Below are 14,257 nucleotides of genomic sequence, written 5' to 3' on the forward strand. Positions count from 1 at the left end.
AAGAGAAAACTCTCGTGAAAACTGCTCAAGATGTTGTTTCTGCTGATTTAGACTATATCGCCCGCAAGATTGGGCCCGAGTTTCAAGCCATGTCGGGTCAAAACCTTCTGATCCTCGGAGGCGCAGGGTTTCTGGGATTTTACCTTGTCCAATCCGTCCTGCATTGGAACAAGCTGTCCGGCCAAAAGCCGATCTCGTTGACCGTTTTCGACAATTATATCCGGGGCGTTCCCGATTGGCTGAAAGCGATCGAAGGTGATGCCAACCTGACCTTGGCCACGCATGACATCACGAACCCCCTGCCGGATGATATGGGCGATTATGACTATATCATCCACGCGGCCTCGATCGCGTCACCGATCTACTATCGCCAACACCCGCTCGAGACGATGGACGCGAATGTCGGTGGCCTGAGGTATATGTTGGAATATGCTTTGAAACAGGCTCAAAAGGGCAACCCGATCAAAGGGTTCCTGTTCTACTCGACCTCCGAGATTTACGGCGATCCGACCCCCGAAAACATTCCCACACCCGAGACGTATCGGGGCAATGTGTCCTGCACTGGCCCACGCGCCTGTTACGACGAATCCAAGCGGTATGGAGAAACGCTGTGCGTCGTGTTCGCGCAACAGCACGACCTGCCGATCACGATCGCGCGGCCCTTCAACAATTATGGGCCGGGGCTTAAGATCTCGGACCGGCGGGTTTTGCCGGATTTCGCCCGCGATATCTTTGCGGGGCGCGATATCGTAATGCTCAGCGATGGCGCACCAACCCGGACGTTTTGCTACGTCGCCGATGCGGTCTGTGGCTATTACAAGATCATGCTGAACGGAAAACCGGGTGAGGCCTATAATATCGGGATCGAAGAACCTGAGATTTCGATGGCCAATCTGGCCGAGCGTGTCACCGCGATTGCCAAGGATGAATTCGGGTATTCCGGCAAGGTCGTGTTTCAGGTCTCGGACGACAAGGACTATCTGGTCGACAACCCAAACCGCAGGTGTCCGGTGATCGCCAAGGCCCGCGCCGAAATCGGATATGATCCCGAGATCGGCGTGGATGAGGGCCTGCGGCGTGCGCTGCTGTGGTACAGCGACAATCAAGAGTCAGAGGATAAGTGATGCGCGTCTCGGTTATCGGAACAGGGTATGTTGGGCTGGTTTCAGGCGCTTGTCTTGCGGGTAAAGGGCACGATGTGGTTTGCGTGGACACGGTTCAGCAAAAAATCGACCAGATCAACGCCTGTACCCCGCCCATACACGAAGACGGACTGGCCGAGCTGTTGCGCGAAACTGTTGGCAAGACCCTGCGCGGAACAACAGACCTGCGCGAAGCGGTGCTCAACTCAGACATTTCACTGATCGCGGTTGGAACGCCGTTCGACGGCAGTGAAATTGACCTCAAATACATCCGCGACGTGTCCCGTCAGATTGGCGAGGTGTTAAAAGACAAAGACGCCTACCATGTCGTGGTGGTCAAAAGCACGGTGGTGCCCGGCACGACGGATACGGTGGTCACGCCCATTCTTGAGGAAGCCTCTGGCAAAAAAGCAGGCCAGGATTTCGGCACCGGTATGAACCCCGAGTTTCTGAAAGAGGGTGAAGCGATTGCCGATTTCATGCATCCCGACCGGATCGTGATCGGCGGCAATGACAGTCGCGCAATCGCCGTGATGGATGAGCTTTATTCGGTTTTCCCCGGCGTCGACATTGTGCGGACAAACCCGGCGACAGCGGAAATGATCAAATATACAGCCAACTCTTTGTTGGCGACGTTGATTTCCTTCTCGAATGAAATCGGAAATCTCTGTGCCAAGGTCGGTGTCGACGTTGTCGAAGCGATGGAGGGGATGCATCTGGACAAGCGGTTCACGCCGATCCTGCCGGACAACGCGGAAAGGGTCTGGCCGGGGTTCATAACCTATCTGGCGGCGGGTTGCGGCTTTGGCGGAAGTTGCTTTCCAAAGGATGTAAAAGCGTTGATTGCCTATGGCGAAAACGCAGGTGCACCCATGCCTCTGCTGAACGCGGTAATCCAGACGAACACCAAACAGCCGCATCAGATGATGGACCGGCTCAGATCGCATATCCCGGCTTTGGCCGGGCGGCACGTCACTGTTCTGGGCGTAGCCTTCAAGCCGGGTACGGATGATATCCGCGAAAGCCCTGCTTTGACCATTATCAGCGAGTTGTTGGCAGATAAGGCTGTTGTGACCGCTTATGATCCAATTGCCCGGCATGAGGCCGAAGCACTGTTCGGGGACAGGATTACCTATGAGGACGATCTGAAACAGGCTCTAAATGGGGCAGATGCAGTCATGATCGTCACGCGTTGGCCCGAGTTTTCCGAGCTTCCCATGCTGTTGAACGGTCAAACGGTACAGCCTTTGGTGATCGACGGGCGCCGGATGATACCCAAGGACAGCGTTTCTCGGTACGAAGGTATCGGTCTGCAGCCTGCGGTGTCCTAACCAACGGCAGTGGAAGGGAAAGGGGACAACGATGATCTTTCAGGAAACGCCTCTGTCCGGTGCCTATCTGATCGAGTTGGAGCGGCGCGGCGATGATCGCGGCTTCTTTGCCCGGACGTTCTGCGCGCAAGAGTTCGCAGCGCAGGATCTTGTGACCAATTTCGTGCAGGGGAACATGAGCCTCAGCCGTGACGCAGGGACTTTGCGCGGTCTGCATTTCCAACACGCCCCGGCGCAAGAGACCAAGTTGATCCGATGTGTTGCGGGCGCGTTGTTCGATGTAATTGTTGATATTCGCCCCGGTTCCAAGACCTATCTGCAGAGTTTCAGCGCTGAATTGAGCGCACAGAACGGACTTGCCATGTATGTGCCCAAGGGCTTTGCACACGGCTTTCAAACGCTGCAGCCAGACTCAGTCGCCAGTTACATGGTTGACGAATATTACTCGCCGCAAGATGAGGGCGGGTTTCGGTACGACGACCCAGCGCTTAGTATAATGTGGCCGCATGAAGTGACTGAGATTTCAGCCAAGGACACAAGCTGGCCGCTGATCGAAAACGACTGATACGGGGAGCGTGTTCTCAGGCGAACGCGATTCCTGAAAGCGATCAATCGAATCGGTTTTCAAGCGATAGTTTCCAAAAAGTTAACAATCAGTTTCCATTCGAGGAGTGGACACAATTTTGCCACAATGTCATTCTTCTCGTGTGGGCGGCAAGTTTGATTTTAGCACGTTCTGGTTTTTTGACTGGTTTTGAGGGGGTACTGAGTGCGACCTGCCGCCCCACGACTTCACCACAGAAATGGGATGGATCAAGTGGCCGCCAAGGCATTCGGACCAAGTGTCTGTTCCTGTTGCGTTGCACCTAGTTTCCCGGCGATATCTGAAAGGTGCTGACGACGTTTTAGCATACCGTCGGGCTCGGGCAGGTTAAGATGGTCCAACACTTGCGCCCAACGATGCATCCAGTCGTGTTTTTGCAGGCCGTGCGCAAAATTAATCCTGCGAATCCGATCCTGTTCGGCGGGATCATCCCAAAGGGCCACGATCCTTTCCAAGGCTTCATCGGGGTCTTCGGGCAATCTGATGACCGAGTCGGGCCAGTCGAAGAACCGATGATAGTCCTCCATATCCGGGGCGTATCCGACCTGAATAGCACCGCCTGCAAAGCCCTCAATGTGTCGCGGGCCCCAGGCGATATTGCCTGCTTTTTGGTCTGCATGGCCCAGTTTGGCGATATCCACCATGAACAGCTTTGAGTGCTGAATCAGATTCGCCAGCAAATCGCGATGCACCGTATGATCGCCGGTGATCGGGGGTTTGGTGGCAGAATCGTAGATGTAAAAGCCCCGTCTCTGCTTGATCGCGGCAAGCAGGTTCTGGTGCAATTCAGCGCGACGTCTGCCCATGGAATACATGTCGACCGGCCGATCGACGTTCAGCGAGTCGGGCGCGAACCGGACCATATCCGCGGCGGCGGGCATCTGGATGACGGGGGTGTCGGTCAGATCCTGAATCATGCCGCAAGTTTCGGCAAAGGCGCAGGCGATCAGGTCGAATTGCGAGAGGGACTTGATCAACGGAGTGTATAGATCGATATCGCCGCTCCACACCTCTTCCAGTACACAGACTGCCGTGTCGCACTGGTCGCGCCAGTTCGGTACTGCATCCAGTACCAATAGCTCATCAGGTCTTTGAACATTGCAAAGAAAAAGATCGTAATCTTTGGTCAAGCGAGATTGCGGCACACCAGAGGGCCAGTGCTGGAAAAGGTCCGTCCGTTTGGATAACCATCGCTTGGGATTCAACGGAATGCGAGGTTGTCTGGTACGGGTCGGTGTCAGAACCTGAGCGTCCTCGATCTCGGCAACGACATCCTCGAACTCATAGCCCGAGCACCGAGAGATATTTGCGTTGAGTTTGCGTTGCGAGAATATCAATACCTCGCGTCGCACCGGTGCGGAAACTGCGGAACTGGTCACACTTTTACTCCTTACACACAACGCACGCCTGGACCTGATCCAAGCTTCGCGCCTTATCGCAACGCCTTTCTGACAGACGGTCTATGCCCGGCCCTAATGGCGGTTTGTGTCACAGGGACTTGTATCGCACCCAATCGCCGGGATTGCCGCCTCGGCCTATTCCGGGGCGGTGTTTTCCGTTGCCATCTTCTGGGGCCTGGGGCGCGTTGCTATTCGCGTTTTCCCAGGTTGCCCAGGGCCGGTTGCCGCTTTTCCACATATCTTCAAGGCGACGTTTGTCGGCAAGGTGATCCATGCAATACCAAAAGCCGGAATGGCGATAGGCCATTAGTTGGCCCAATTCCATCAGCTTGGGCAGAGGGCCTTCTTCCCACATGATTTCGTCGCCATTGACGTCTGCCACTGCGTCGAACACTTCGGGTTCCAGTACGAAAAACCCGCCATTGATCCAGTCAGCGGCCGTTTCGGGTTTTTCCATGAAGCCTTCGACCAAACCATCTTCGCGGACCTGCAAATGGCCGAACGTCGTAAGGGGTCGTACCATGGTGATCGTGGCCAGCTTGCCATGTGACCTGTGGAAGGCCAGCAACGCATCAAGGTCGACGTTGGACACGCCGTCGCCATAGGTCAGCATGAAAGTTTCGTTGCCCAGATAAGGCTGCAGTCGGGCAAGGCGCCCGCCGGTCATGGTATTGGTCCCAGTATCAATAAGATCAACCGTCCAGGGCGGCATCTGCGCGTCCAGCACACTGTTGTGATATTCGGGCTCGCCGAACAATTCGCGTTTGGCGAAATCCACTCGGAGGTTTCCGTCGTGCTGGCATAGATCGGATATATACTGCTTGATCAGATCGCCCATATACCCAAGGGCCAAGACAAAATCGTGATGCCCATAGGTCGAGTAGTGCTGCATGATATGCCAAAGGATCGGCCGGTTGGCGATTTCAACCAGAGGCTTGGGGCGGATGCGGGTTTCTTCGATCAGGCGGGATCCTTTGCCACCTGCAAATATTGCTGTCTTCAATTGGGCCTCCCCAAAAGTTCCTAAGATTAGAAAAAGACTCGAATTTTCAATATTCAAAGTCGACAACACTTGGCGGGTTGCTGTCAATCTTCCCGCAAGATCAAAGCGCGATTGCAGAAGCAGTTTTTGGAAACATTACGCAAAAAATGCAATATTATTTCCATAACGGAAACGTGCCGCGCGAGTTTTATTGTTGGGCTGAAGCTTGACCAGTGCGCACGGTTTTAACGATCAAGTTCATCTTGGTCGCATAAGCCACGAAAAACATCCAAGTGGCGGAAAGCCTCTCCAGAATAAAACTTTCAGTTATGTTGCCAAAGACGAACATCATCCCAAGAACTAGGGTGAAGGCGATCGAGTCGCGGTTCTGGATGAACCACAGGCTGTAGAAAATCGCATAGAAGAACCGCATGAGCGCAAGAAAAAACAAAACAACGCCGACAAATCCGACATTCAGAAAAGTTTCAATCAGGCCATTGTGGGAATAGAAAGGCTGAAACACCAGCTTTATGAAGTAAATGCGTAAGTGCGGTGCGTCTTCGTACCAATGCGCGACATAGCCGTATCCCAGCCAAAACCTGTCCATCGCGTAAGGCCACACGGCTTCCCACAGCGGAATACGGTCCGAAAGCGTTGGCTTGCGCCCGATCAACGCGAACAAAGGCTCTGCGACAGGTGATGTCAGAACAAATGCAGTCACGCCTACCAAAAACAGCGAGATTAGTATGAAGCAGATGGCCCACATGATTTCGCGATTTGGGAAGAGGCCGCGTAAAAAAAGTGCAGACATCGTCACCACAGCCAGAATCTGAGAGGTTCTGGATTCTGATGCAATAAGCAGAAACAGGGACAGCAATGTTAGCAAAACAAACAGAGTTTTCAGTTTTCCCGTAAGTGTTTTCACTGCATAGGTGCAAGACAACAAGGCAGCTGTGGCCGCTGCCCCAAGCCCATTTTTGTGCATATAGATCCCATTCCAAGTGTCCCCCCACGGCGGGATACCCCTTGCTTGCGGGAACGCAATGATTGCCCCCATTGCCAGCACCATGGATAAGCCGAAAAATGTCGCAATGAACAAAAGCAACCCTCGCAGCGACATCATACTGCCCAGGGCCAGGCCGAATGCGGTTGTTACGATCAGCGGAATGCTGCGTTCCAAAGACTCGGCGGGATAGGTGCTCCACGTTACTGATGCTGCAGCAAGGATCACAATCAACACGATCTCGGGTGATGCGACGGCCCCCCGGAGCAAATGCCGATAGTAGAGGCACGTGATTGCAAGCATCGGCGCCAGAGATAGGATTTCGATTTTATTCGCCAGCGAGTTTTGCCACAGCACGATGGACAAAAACCCAGTTCCCGTCAGAACGATCAGAACCTGGCACACCATTAATACGACCTGATGGAATGTGTTCCCATCCAGGGTCTGGCTCGAAAATGTGCGGTATGTTGCTTTCATAGGGTCAAGGCACGATTCGGGGTCCGGACTAAAAGTGGCCTATAAGCTCCAATAGACGGCTCAGGCCTGGAAAGCGTACTAACCACCCTACGCCTTGTCTATCTTCGTGAACTCAATCGAAACGGGTCGGTCCCTAGAACGCTCGTTCAAGTCTGCTTCAGAGCCCGCTTTGCCTGCTCGAGCAAGGGGGAAAGTTGACAGGTCAAAAGGAGGGCTCCATCCTTGCTGCAATTCCAGTGCAGTTGTTTATGAGTCGTGTAAGTGCCTGATCACGGCAGTTAGGTTCTAATGAGTTTCAAAGAGGCGACCACAGGGTGCCGGTCTCGATGACTTGGTTCTTTGTTCCCAGAATCCTGTCCGCAGTTTTTGTGGTGGCGATCCTAGTCGTAATTACCCGTGTTTTGGGGCCGGCAGATTTTGCCAAGTATAATCTGACAATGTTACTGGGGACTATTCTGTTCTCGTTTACGTTTCTCTGGCTGGTTATCGCGATCAGCCGATTTCACCATGCTAAAGAATTCGAAGGTACCACGATTGCAATGACCTTGGGCGCGGGCGCGATCTTGTCGGTCATGGTATTGGTCGTTTCCGTAATTGCTTCCTTGATTTTGCCCGGAGCATGGGTGGACGGGCTGTTTTACGCTGCGATCTTCAGCGTCAGTCTGGCAATGCACGAAGTGGGAACAACGTGCCTTCGGCTGTATCACGAAGGCCCGAAATTCGCTGCGGTCACCCTGCTGCGTCATGCGCTTGGCGTGGCCTTCGCGATCGGGTTTGTGATGAGTGGCGGGGGGTACAAAAGCGCGGTGATCGGAATGTCACTGGGGGCTGCGCTGACGGGTGCCTATGCGCTGGGTATCGCGTTAAAGAAGTCTGGTATCGCCTGGCCACAGCTCAGCGCAATAAAAACCTACCTGTGGTTCGGTTTTCCGCTGGCCGTGGTTGCGTCAAGCTCAACGTTTTTCGCGATGTCGTCGCAATCTCTTTTGGCTGCGTTGGCCGGGTTAGAGGTTGCCGGATACTTCGCCGCTGCGCAGGCACTGGCTACACGAACTTTGGGGCTACTGATGAGCACCATAATGCGCGTTGTCGCGCCCTCTGTCTTTGAAATGCAGGAAAAGCATGGCACCGCAAGCTCGAACGCTTATCTGGAGCGTTACTTTTCGTTCTTGATGCTGGTTTCGATTCCCCTTGCTGCGGCGCTGATCTGCGCTCCTGAGGTCTTGGCCAGTCTTCTGTTCGAGGCTGATTTTGTCGAGAATTCTTCAGAATACCTTCGGATATTGACGCTTGGTTCGTTTATTTTCGGGCTTCAGGGTGCCTATATCAGCTTTTCTTTCACGCGGGCGAAACGGACGGGGTTGCAACTGACCATAACCTGCTGTGCCCTGATAGCGCATGTGATCCTGTCTTACTTAATCATCGAGCTCTTGGGCGCGCGAGGCGCCGCTCTTGCCTTTGCACTGAGCGCCCTCCTGAGTTTTATGGCCTATCAGTATTTCGGTCGCAAAATTGATCCGGTCACTGTGCCAGCGCCTGAAATCTACAAGGCCATTGCCGGGATCGTTGCCTTTGTTCCATTGGGGCTATTGGCCAACTCGTCATCGGGCTTGCCGGTTCAACTTGGCTTGTTGACCCTTGCCGCAGTGGCGATGTTTGCCACTCTTGTGGCCGTAAAACAAACTGCCGCTCTTGTTGTCGTCGCAAAAATCAGGCGCGGGCTGAACATCGGCGAATTTCCCTCTTTGAAATAGCGTATTATTAACAGCTTCTTAACCAATGCCCGCAAAGCTCAATAATATTGGGTGGCACAATTTTGCCTAACGACGCTGCGTATTTTGGTTTTTTGTGCCGGATGAGTCGTTGTTCCAGAGATATGATGGTAATATGACACCAGCTTCAAAATTATGTGTCAAAGCATAACGAAAGGATTCACTGACCTATATTGGTGAGTGGATGCCCCAAAAAACGCACATTTGAGGCGCATGATAGGCAGAGTAAAAATACGCGAAACACCAAGAGCAAGAGCTTAGAGAACAATGCTAGCAGTCTACTTACTGGCAGGTCCGTTGATCGCCGCAATGTGTTTTGTAGCATTTCTTATTTCCGGAACGACCATTGGATCAGCTGCGTTGACCAGCTTGTTCATCGGATGCTGTGCTCCGGTTCTGATCGCAGGTCTTAATTTTGCGTTCAACGTAAAGTTGCGTGAAAAATTCACGCGTAAAGTGTCGATGAAAACCGAAAACTCTTCTGGTCGCAATGCCTGACGGCGTATTGTACGATTAGCTAATCTGACTCTTCGAGCAAAAAAATTCTACATCGTCCTGCGAACCGTCGGCGCCCGGATTTTGCGGAAAATTCAGGCAGCTGAGCCTATCCACTTTGTCAATTAATAACAAAAAAGTTGTTTCGCCTCGTCAGAAGTGCGATCATCTTGTGGGGCTACAATTCTGACCACGTTTTTTAGTGAGTCGGGAGAATATAATGGGTGGGTAAACGCGCAACCCTGCGCGCGACCTCGAATCTATTGAGCGAGAATTAGGTTTGCTGGAACGTCGTGAGCCATTTGGGTTCCAGGCGTTTCTCGGGTGCATTTTGTTTGAAGAATGCTCCGTCGATGTGGCCGTTGTCCGAAAGTGCTAGTTTTGGGGGTTACCATGAACCAACTTCGAGGTTCTTTCCAATTAGAAGACGCTGAAATTTATCAAAATAATCAAGCTTCTGTGCAGCTTGAGAGTGACAAAGACAGTTTGAAGAGTTTTTATGCCGTAAAAGGGAAGCGCATTCTGGATGTTTTTCTGGTTGTGATTGGTGCCCCATTTGTCCTTCCGTTGATGGGTTTAATTGCCCTTATGATCAAGCTTGAGGGGGGGTCTGTCATCTACCGGCAAAAGCGCATTGGATTGGGTGGCAGGGAATTCGACTTTTTGAAGTTTCGCTCGATGGTGCCTAACGCCGATCAGCTTTTGCAGAAACATTTAGACGATAATCCTAACTTTGCGTCTGAATGGGAAACAAAGCAAAAGTTGGACGACGACCCAAGGGTGACGAAACTCGGGCGATTTATCCGCATGACCTCCTTGGATGAACTGCCTCAGCTATGGAATGTTTTGATTGGTGACATGAGCCTTGTTGGACCACGTCCCATGCTGCCTGAACAGCAGAAGATGTATCCCGGGAAGGAGTACAATCTGATGAAACCGGGCATTACCGGACTTTGGCAGGTTTCCGAACGCAACGACGTTGGATTCTCGCATCGCGCGATTTTTGACAGCGACTATTCGCGGAAGATCAGCCTTTGGTTTGACCTTAAGATACTGGTTCGAACCGTTGGGGCGGTTTGCAACGGTACCGGCTGCTGACTGCGACGTGTCACGGTGTTTTTCGGTAAGAGATATTTTGAAATGAAACGCGACGAAAGAAACGGTGACTGCGGCGTGCAACGGGCGAAAGCCATTCGCTTGGTCTCCGGAGTGATTTTGGGCTTGTCCCTTAGCCAGTTGGTGGTGACCACGGCAGCCGCAGATTTTGATCTTGAGCCGGGGGACGAAGTGACTGTCGCCTTCACCGGGCTCGAGGATCTGTCCTTTGACGCGACCATAGATGCGCATGGGGATGTCAATTTAAAATGGTTGGGACAGTTTCAAGCTCAGGGCAGGTCCACGGATGAACTTGAACAACTCGTCCGACTGGATGCGGCCGGAAAAATCGTCAAGCAATACGACCAGAACGGCGAGATCTACATTATCCAGCTGGACGGCGATGAGATTGAAATCGTGCGCAACGGCTACCGGCCGATTATCGTAGGGGGCGATGTTGCGCAAACCGGTCAAATCGATTTTCGGGTGGCAATAACCGCGCGCGAGGCTGTGGCTTTGGCCGGTGGCGTCCGAAGCCGCCTGCTGACTGACGATATCACCATTGATCCTATTCAATTGCTGCGATGGCAAACCGCTTACGGACAAGCAGCACTAAAACATGCAGAAGGTATTGTTACAGCGTGGCGTGCCTCGTCCGAGATTGCTCAGGACATGGATTTGCTGCCGCCGGTGGAAACTGCGGTTTCGGTATCACCTAAAGTTCTGAGTGAATTGGTGGCCGAGCAAATCAGAATCCGGAAAATCAACCAGGAAAATGAGGCCGGTGAGCGCGAATTTTTTACGAATGCAAAAAAACAAGCTTCTGAAAGAATTCGGATTCTCGAAGAGCAAAAGACCGAATTGGCCAAGGCGCTGAAGGCCGACGAAGAGGAAGAAGCTAGAGTCGTCAGCCTTGTCGACAAAGGTCTGGCTCCTGGGTCCCGTTTGGCTGATACGCGGCGTACGACCGTTCTTTCAGCGACCCGCCTTTTGGATGTCGAGGAAGACCTCGCAGGCACAAGTCTGATCATGACCCGGCTGATACGGGACCAAGAGCAATACGAACAAGAGCGATCGTTGCGGCTGCTTCAGGAACGAAGGGCAGCTACTTTGGACGTTCGCGACGCGCGGCATCAGATGGACACTATTTCGAAGTATCTTGCGGGCGCCTCGGATGAAATCGGTACTGAAAGCCTGATTATGGATATCGACTACACCGTTACCGTTTTTCGGATGGTAGATGGCCAGTTGCAATCCCGAGAGGTCGACAAGCTGACTCAGTTGCTGCCTGGGGATAGCCTTGAGATCTCGGTCCAGGAAATCGCGCCGGAACCTCCGCTGACGGAGTGATCGCGTTCTCTTCCGGCCTTGTGCTGAACCGAAACTGGCTAAACTGTGTTTATCGGCAGGTCGTATTCAAACGCACGACGGCAGACGTTCTGCACGCTTGAAACCACCGGCTAACCCGGCTTACGCCATTAGCGGATCGCCATATTTTCTAATTTGCTTCATATCCACGCGAGTTGCGACCAAGGCAGCCGGACGTACCCCTGCATTTTCCAGCTCACGCATTGCCTGCATAACATAGTTTCTGTCAGTCTTGTTCCAGCGCGTGAACAGAATGACACGCTGCGACACCTGAGAAAGATAGGCGGACTCCACGGCCTGCAAAAGTGGTGGCGTGTCCAACAGAATGACCTCGTATGAATCCGCCAACCCATGCAGTAGGTTCAGGAAAGTTTGAGAACACAGAAAATCCTCAACGGACTTGATCAGTTTGGTGTCCTTTTGCGTTCCGACAAGGGGAAGAACATCCAACCCGTCCTGTGGTGTTCCAACTATGAAATCCTGCAGAGATAACGGGTGGTTGGCAGCGTATTTCAGAGACTCTTCGGTGACTTGAGACAGGTCTCGATAAGTCGAAGTTACTGTGTCGCAATCCACGATCAATGTTCGATACCCCGCCTGGGCACCGACAGCACCAAGCAGTAGAAGCGTAGAGGTCTTGCCTTCATCCGCCAGAGCGGTTGCGCCTGAAAAGATCATGCACCCGTTTTCCGGAGTACGATGGTTGCTTTTGATGTCCAGACTCTTCGAAAAAAACTCAGCAGCTTGAGACGTCGACAATTCCCCATCCTGGCGAAGTGTACGTAAGCCAAAATCGGCGTTCGCCAAAAGTTTGCGCCCGTAGTGAAGAAGCTGGGAATCAATCTTACCGTTCTTTGTAAAAAATGTTTCGAACGGACGGTTCCGTTTCATTTCTGGCACAATCGCCGACAACTTGATGCCAGTAGCGTTTTCAAGCTCGTAAGTCGTTCTCAGGCGTTTTTGGAATATTTCGCGAAGAACAACATATGCCAACCCAAAGAAAACAACCACGAACATGACCATAAGCGCAGTAACCGAGCGCCGTGGTTCGGAAGGCTCAACGGGAACCCGTGCGGTTTCGATAATATGCGCGCCAGCGTCCAGGTACTCTCCTTGCTCTGCACGACGGCCAAGCTGAGAAACAAAATCTCGATAGATTGCTTCAGCGACCAAAATTTCGTTTTCAATTCTCTTGGTGACTGAATCGTGCTGAACTTGACGAACCTGTTGTTCCTTGAAGTTTTCGATAGTGAGATTCAGTGCCGCAAGTTGCCCTTTCAGAACGTCAGATCTGCGTTCTGCAGCATTTTGGGCATCTTCGAGCACCGCAACGCTTTCCTTAGAGTCGAGGGCCTTGCCCGGAACTTGGGACATCAGCCCGGTCTCTGTCGCGAACTCGACCGCCTCAATCAGTTGATCATTGCTTTTCAGGAAACGCAGGGCCTTTAACTTCCCGTCGATCTCGAACAGTTCATCACCAACCAGAGCTGCTCGTTTTTCGGCCTTAATTCTCTGCGCCTTGATTGTCGCGTATTCGTCCGGAGTGAAGGGGGTATCAATCGAGTGCGCCTCGAGATCCGAGCTGAGCGTGTTCAGGTCCTCGCGTATTTGACCGATCCGGGTGGCAAGCCATTGCTGCGATTGCACAAGGTCGTCGCGCTTCATTCTGGTCAAAAGCGTCATATATTCACTGGCCAGACTGTTTGCGATTAACGCCGCTTTTTGCGGAGATTCCGAGGTTACCCGAATTTCGTAAACCGCCGAAAGATCGCCAATCTGTTCAATACTTCTTGAGTCTTGCAGGTTTTTTATGGTGGTTTCCCGCGTCAGGTCCAGTTCTGGCTGACCGTCACCGCTGGTCGCCAGCTCGTTGTCTTCTCCAACAAGGTAGGCGACCAGCTGGTCTTTCAGCCCCCGTGCCAGATCAATCGGAGACAACGAAATAGCTTCGTCTTGCCCTGAAAACTCGGGGTCGTTCTGCAACTCCAACCGGTCAACGACAGTTTCTATCAAGTCAGTCGAGCGCAATAAGACCAGTTCGCTTTCAAGGGAAGTTAGCGACAAGGGCAAACCGGATACTTGCGGTGTGAATTCAGTTTCCGTCTGAACGCGGGTTTCGATCATTACCTTGGCGTTCGATGTATATTTTGAAGCCGATAGATACGTCAGGGCATAGGCCACAACTGCCGCCATGAAGCCTAAGCATAGTACCCAAAACAAAGAACGCCGGATTGCCCAGGCAATGTTTGACAGAACCCTAAGCTCCGGGTCGCCTGCCGAGGTCAGTCCCAGTCCTGATAGTTCCGCATCCAAACTTCTTCGGTACTGATCGGTCATAACTCACAAACAAACTAAATATCTATATCTTGAAACATAAGCCGAGAGGGGGGCATTCAACAGAAAAATCTGCAATTGCGCGAACAATGGGCTAAAATTTTAACTATTGATGCTAAAAGTCGAGATAACGTGATAACAATAGTCTTAACTTAGGTTAATTCGCCCGCAATCCGGGTTTCAGAGCCAAATTTAATAGTAAGAATCACTACGCCTGCTAACCTTACGCCGTACCTAGTATCTACCTTTGTTTT

Annotated in this window: 11 protein-coding genes; 7 read left to right on the forward strand and 4 right to left on the reverse strand. The window is 52.3% G+C overall.

Annotation, left to right across the window (positions count from 1 at the left end; genetic code table 11):
- The first annotated feature begins 14 nt into the window (after positions 1-14).
- The 3 genes from GOW48_RS15465 to rfbC are packed head-to-tail and all read left to right on the forward strand — an operon-like array spanning position 15 to position 3,038.
- A complete protein-coding gene (locus GOW48_RS15465) occupies positions 15-1,124 on the forward strand; it encodes an NAD-dependent epimerase/dehydratase family protein (protein WP_214648672.1) in 1,110 nt (369 codons plus the stop codon).
- Complete coding sequence (locus GOW48_RS15470; RefSeq protein WP_170755136.1) at positions 1,124-2,473, forward strand: UDP-glucose dehydrogenase family protein; 1,350 nt, start codon at positions 1,124-1,126, stop codon at positions 2,471-2,473. The genes GOW48_RS15465 and GOW48_RS15470 overlap by 1 nt, the downstream gene beginning before the upstream one ends.
- A 31-nt stretch (positions 2,474-2,504) precedes the next feature.
- The gene (gene rfbC / locus GOW48_RS15475; RefSeq protein ID WP_170755137.1) at positions 2,505-3,038 is read left to right on the forward strand and encodes a dTDP-4-dehydrorhamnose 3,5-epimerase; all 534 of its coding nucleotides are present in this window, start codon (positions 2,505-2,507) and stop codon (positions 3,036-3,038) included.
- 248 nt (positions 3,039-3,286) lie between these two features.
- Here rfbC and GOW48_RS22735 read toward each other — a convergent pair whose 3' ends face one another.
- From GOW48_RS22735 to GOW48_RS15490, 3 genes are all read right to left on the reverse strand, one after another.
- A complete protein-coding gene (locus GOW48_RS22735) occupies positions 3,287-4,456 on the reverse strand; it encodes a glycosyltransferase (protein ID WP_170755138.1) in 1,170 nt (389 codons plus the stop codon).
- A gap of 109 nt (positions 4,457-4,565) precedes the next feature.
- Positions 4,566-5,480, reverse strand: coding sequence for a glucose-1-phosphate cytidylyltransferase (rfbF, locus tag GOW48_RS15485; RefSeq protein ID WP_170755139.1), 915 nt, complete (start codon positions 5,478-5,480; stop codon positions 4,566-4,568).
- A 187-nt stretch (positions 5,481-5,667) separates the two neighbouring features.
- Positions 5,668-6,870: an O-antigen ligase family protein gene (locus tag GOW48_RS15490; protein WP_170756511.1), complete on the reverse strand. Its 1,203-nt coding sequence runs from the start codon at positions 6,868-6,870 to the stop codon at positions 5,668-5,670.
- 395 nt (positions 6,871-7,265) lie between these two features.
- Here GOW48_RS15490 and GOW48_RS15495 point away from each other — a divergent pair, with 395 nt between their 5' ends.
- The 4 genes from GOW48_RS15495 to GOW48_RS15510 all read left to right on the forward strand — a co-directional run bounded on the left by GOW48_RS15495 (position 7,266) and on the right by GOW48_RS15510 (position 11,651).
- The gene (locus GOW48_RS15495; RefSeq protein WP_170755141.1) at positions 7,266-8,693 is read left to right on the forward strand and encodes an oligosaccharide flippase family protein; all 1,428 of its coding nucleotides are present in this window, start codon (positions 7,266-7,268) and stop codon (positions 8,691-8,693) included.
- Positions 8,694-8,978: 285 nt separating this feature from the next.
- The gene (locus GOW48_RS15500; RefSeq protein ID WP_170755142.1) at positions 8,979-9,209 is read left to right on the forward strand and encodes a hypothetical protein; all 231 of its coding nucleotides are present in this window, start codon (positions 8,979-8,981) and stop codon (positions 9,207-9,209) included.
- A gap of 390 nt (positions 9,210-9,599) precedes the next feature.
- Positions 9,600-10,304: a sugar transferase gene (locus GOW48_RS15505; RefSeq protein ID WP_170355789.1), complete on the forward strand. Its 705-nt coding sequence runs from the start codon at positions 9,600-9,602 to the stop codon at positions 10,302-10,304.
- Between the two features lie 42 nt (positions 10,305-10,346).
- A complete protein-coding gene (locus GOW48_RS15510; protein WP_170355791.1) occupies positions 10,347-11,651 on the forward strand; it encodes a polysaccharide biosynthesis/export family protein in 1,305 nt (434 codons plus the stop codon).
- 120 nt (positions 11,652-11,771) lie between these two features.
- On the opposite strand, the gene GOW48_RS15515 is transcribed toward GOW48_RS15510, so the two are convergent.
- Positions 11,772-14,006, reverse strand: coding sequence for an exopolysaccharide transport family protein (locus GOW48_RS15515; RefSeq protein ID WP_170755143.1), 2,235 nt, complete (start codon positions 14,004-14,006; stop codon positions 11,772-11,774).
- Positions 14,007-14,257: the final 251 nt, after the last annotated feature.

This window comes from Ruegeria lacuscaerulensis (assembly GCF_013033355.1).
In the GTDB taxonomy this organism is placed as follows: domain Bacteria; phylum Pseudomonadota; class Alphaproteobacteria; order Rhodobacterales; family Rhodobacteraceae; genus Ruegeria; species Ruegeria lacuscaerulensis_A.

Coding starts and splice junctions, on each gene's coding strand:
- GOW48_RS15470 (WP_170755136.1), top strand. CDS start 1,124: ATGCGCGTCTCGGTTATCGGAACAGGGTATGTTGGGCTGGTTTCAGGC.
- rfbC (WP_170755137.1), top strand. CDS start 2,505: ATGATCTTTCAGGAAACGCCTCTGTCCGGTGCCTATCTGATCGAGTTG.
- GOW48_RS15490 (WP_170756511.1), bottom strand. CDS start 6,870: ATGGTGTGCCAGGTTCTGATCGTTCTGACGGGAACTGGGTTTTTGTCC.
- GOW48_RS15495 (WP_170755141.1), top strand. CDS start 7,266: ATGACTTGGTTCTTTGTTCCCAGAATCCTGTCCGCAGTTTTTGTGGTG.
- GOW48_RS15500 (WP_170755142.1), top strand. CDS start 8,979: ATGCTAGCAGTCTACTTACTGGCAGGTCCGTTGATCGCCGCAATGTGT.
- GOW48_RS15505 (WP_170355789.1), top strand. CDS start 9,600: ATGAACCAACTTCGAGGTTCTTTCCAATTAGAAGACGCTGAAATTTAT.
- GOW48_RS15510 (WP_170355791.1), top strand. CDS start 10,347: ATGAAACGCGACGAAAGAAACGGTGACTGCGGCGTGCAACGGGCGAAA.
- GOW48_RS15515 (WP_170755143.1), bottom strand. CDS start 14,006: ATGACCGATCAGTACCGAAGAAGTTTGGATGCGGAACTATCAGGACTG.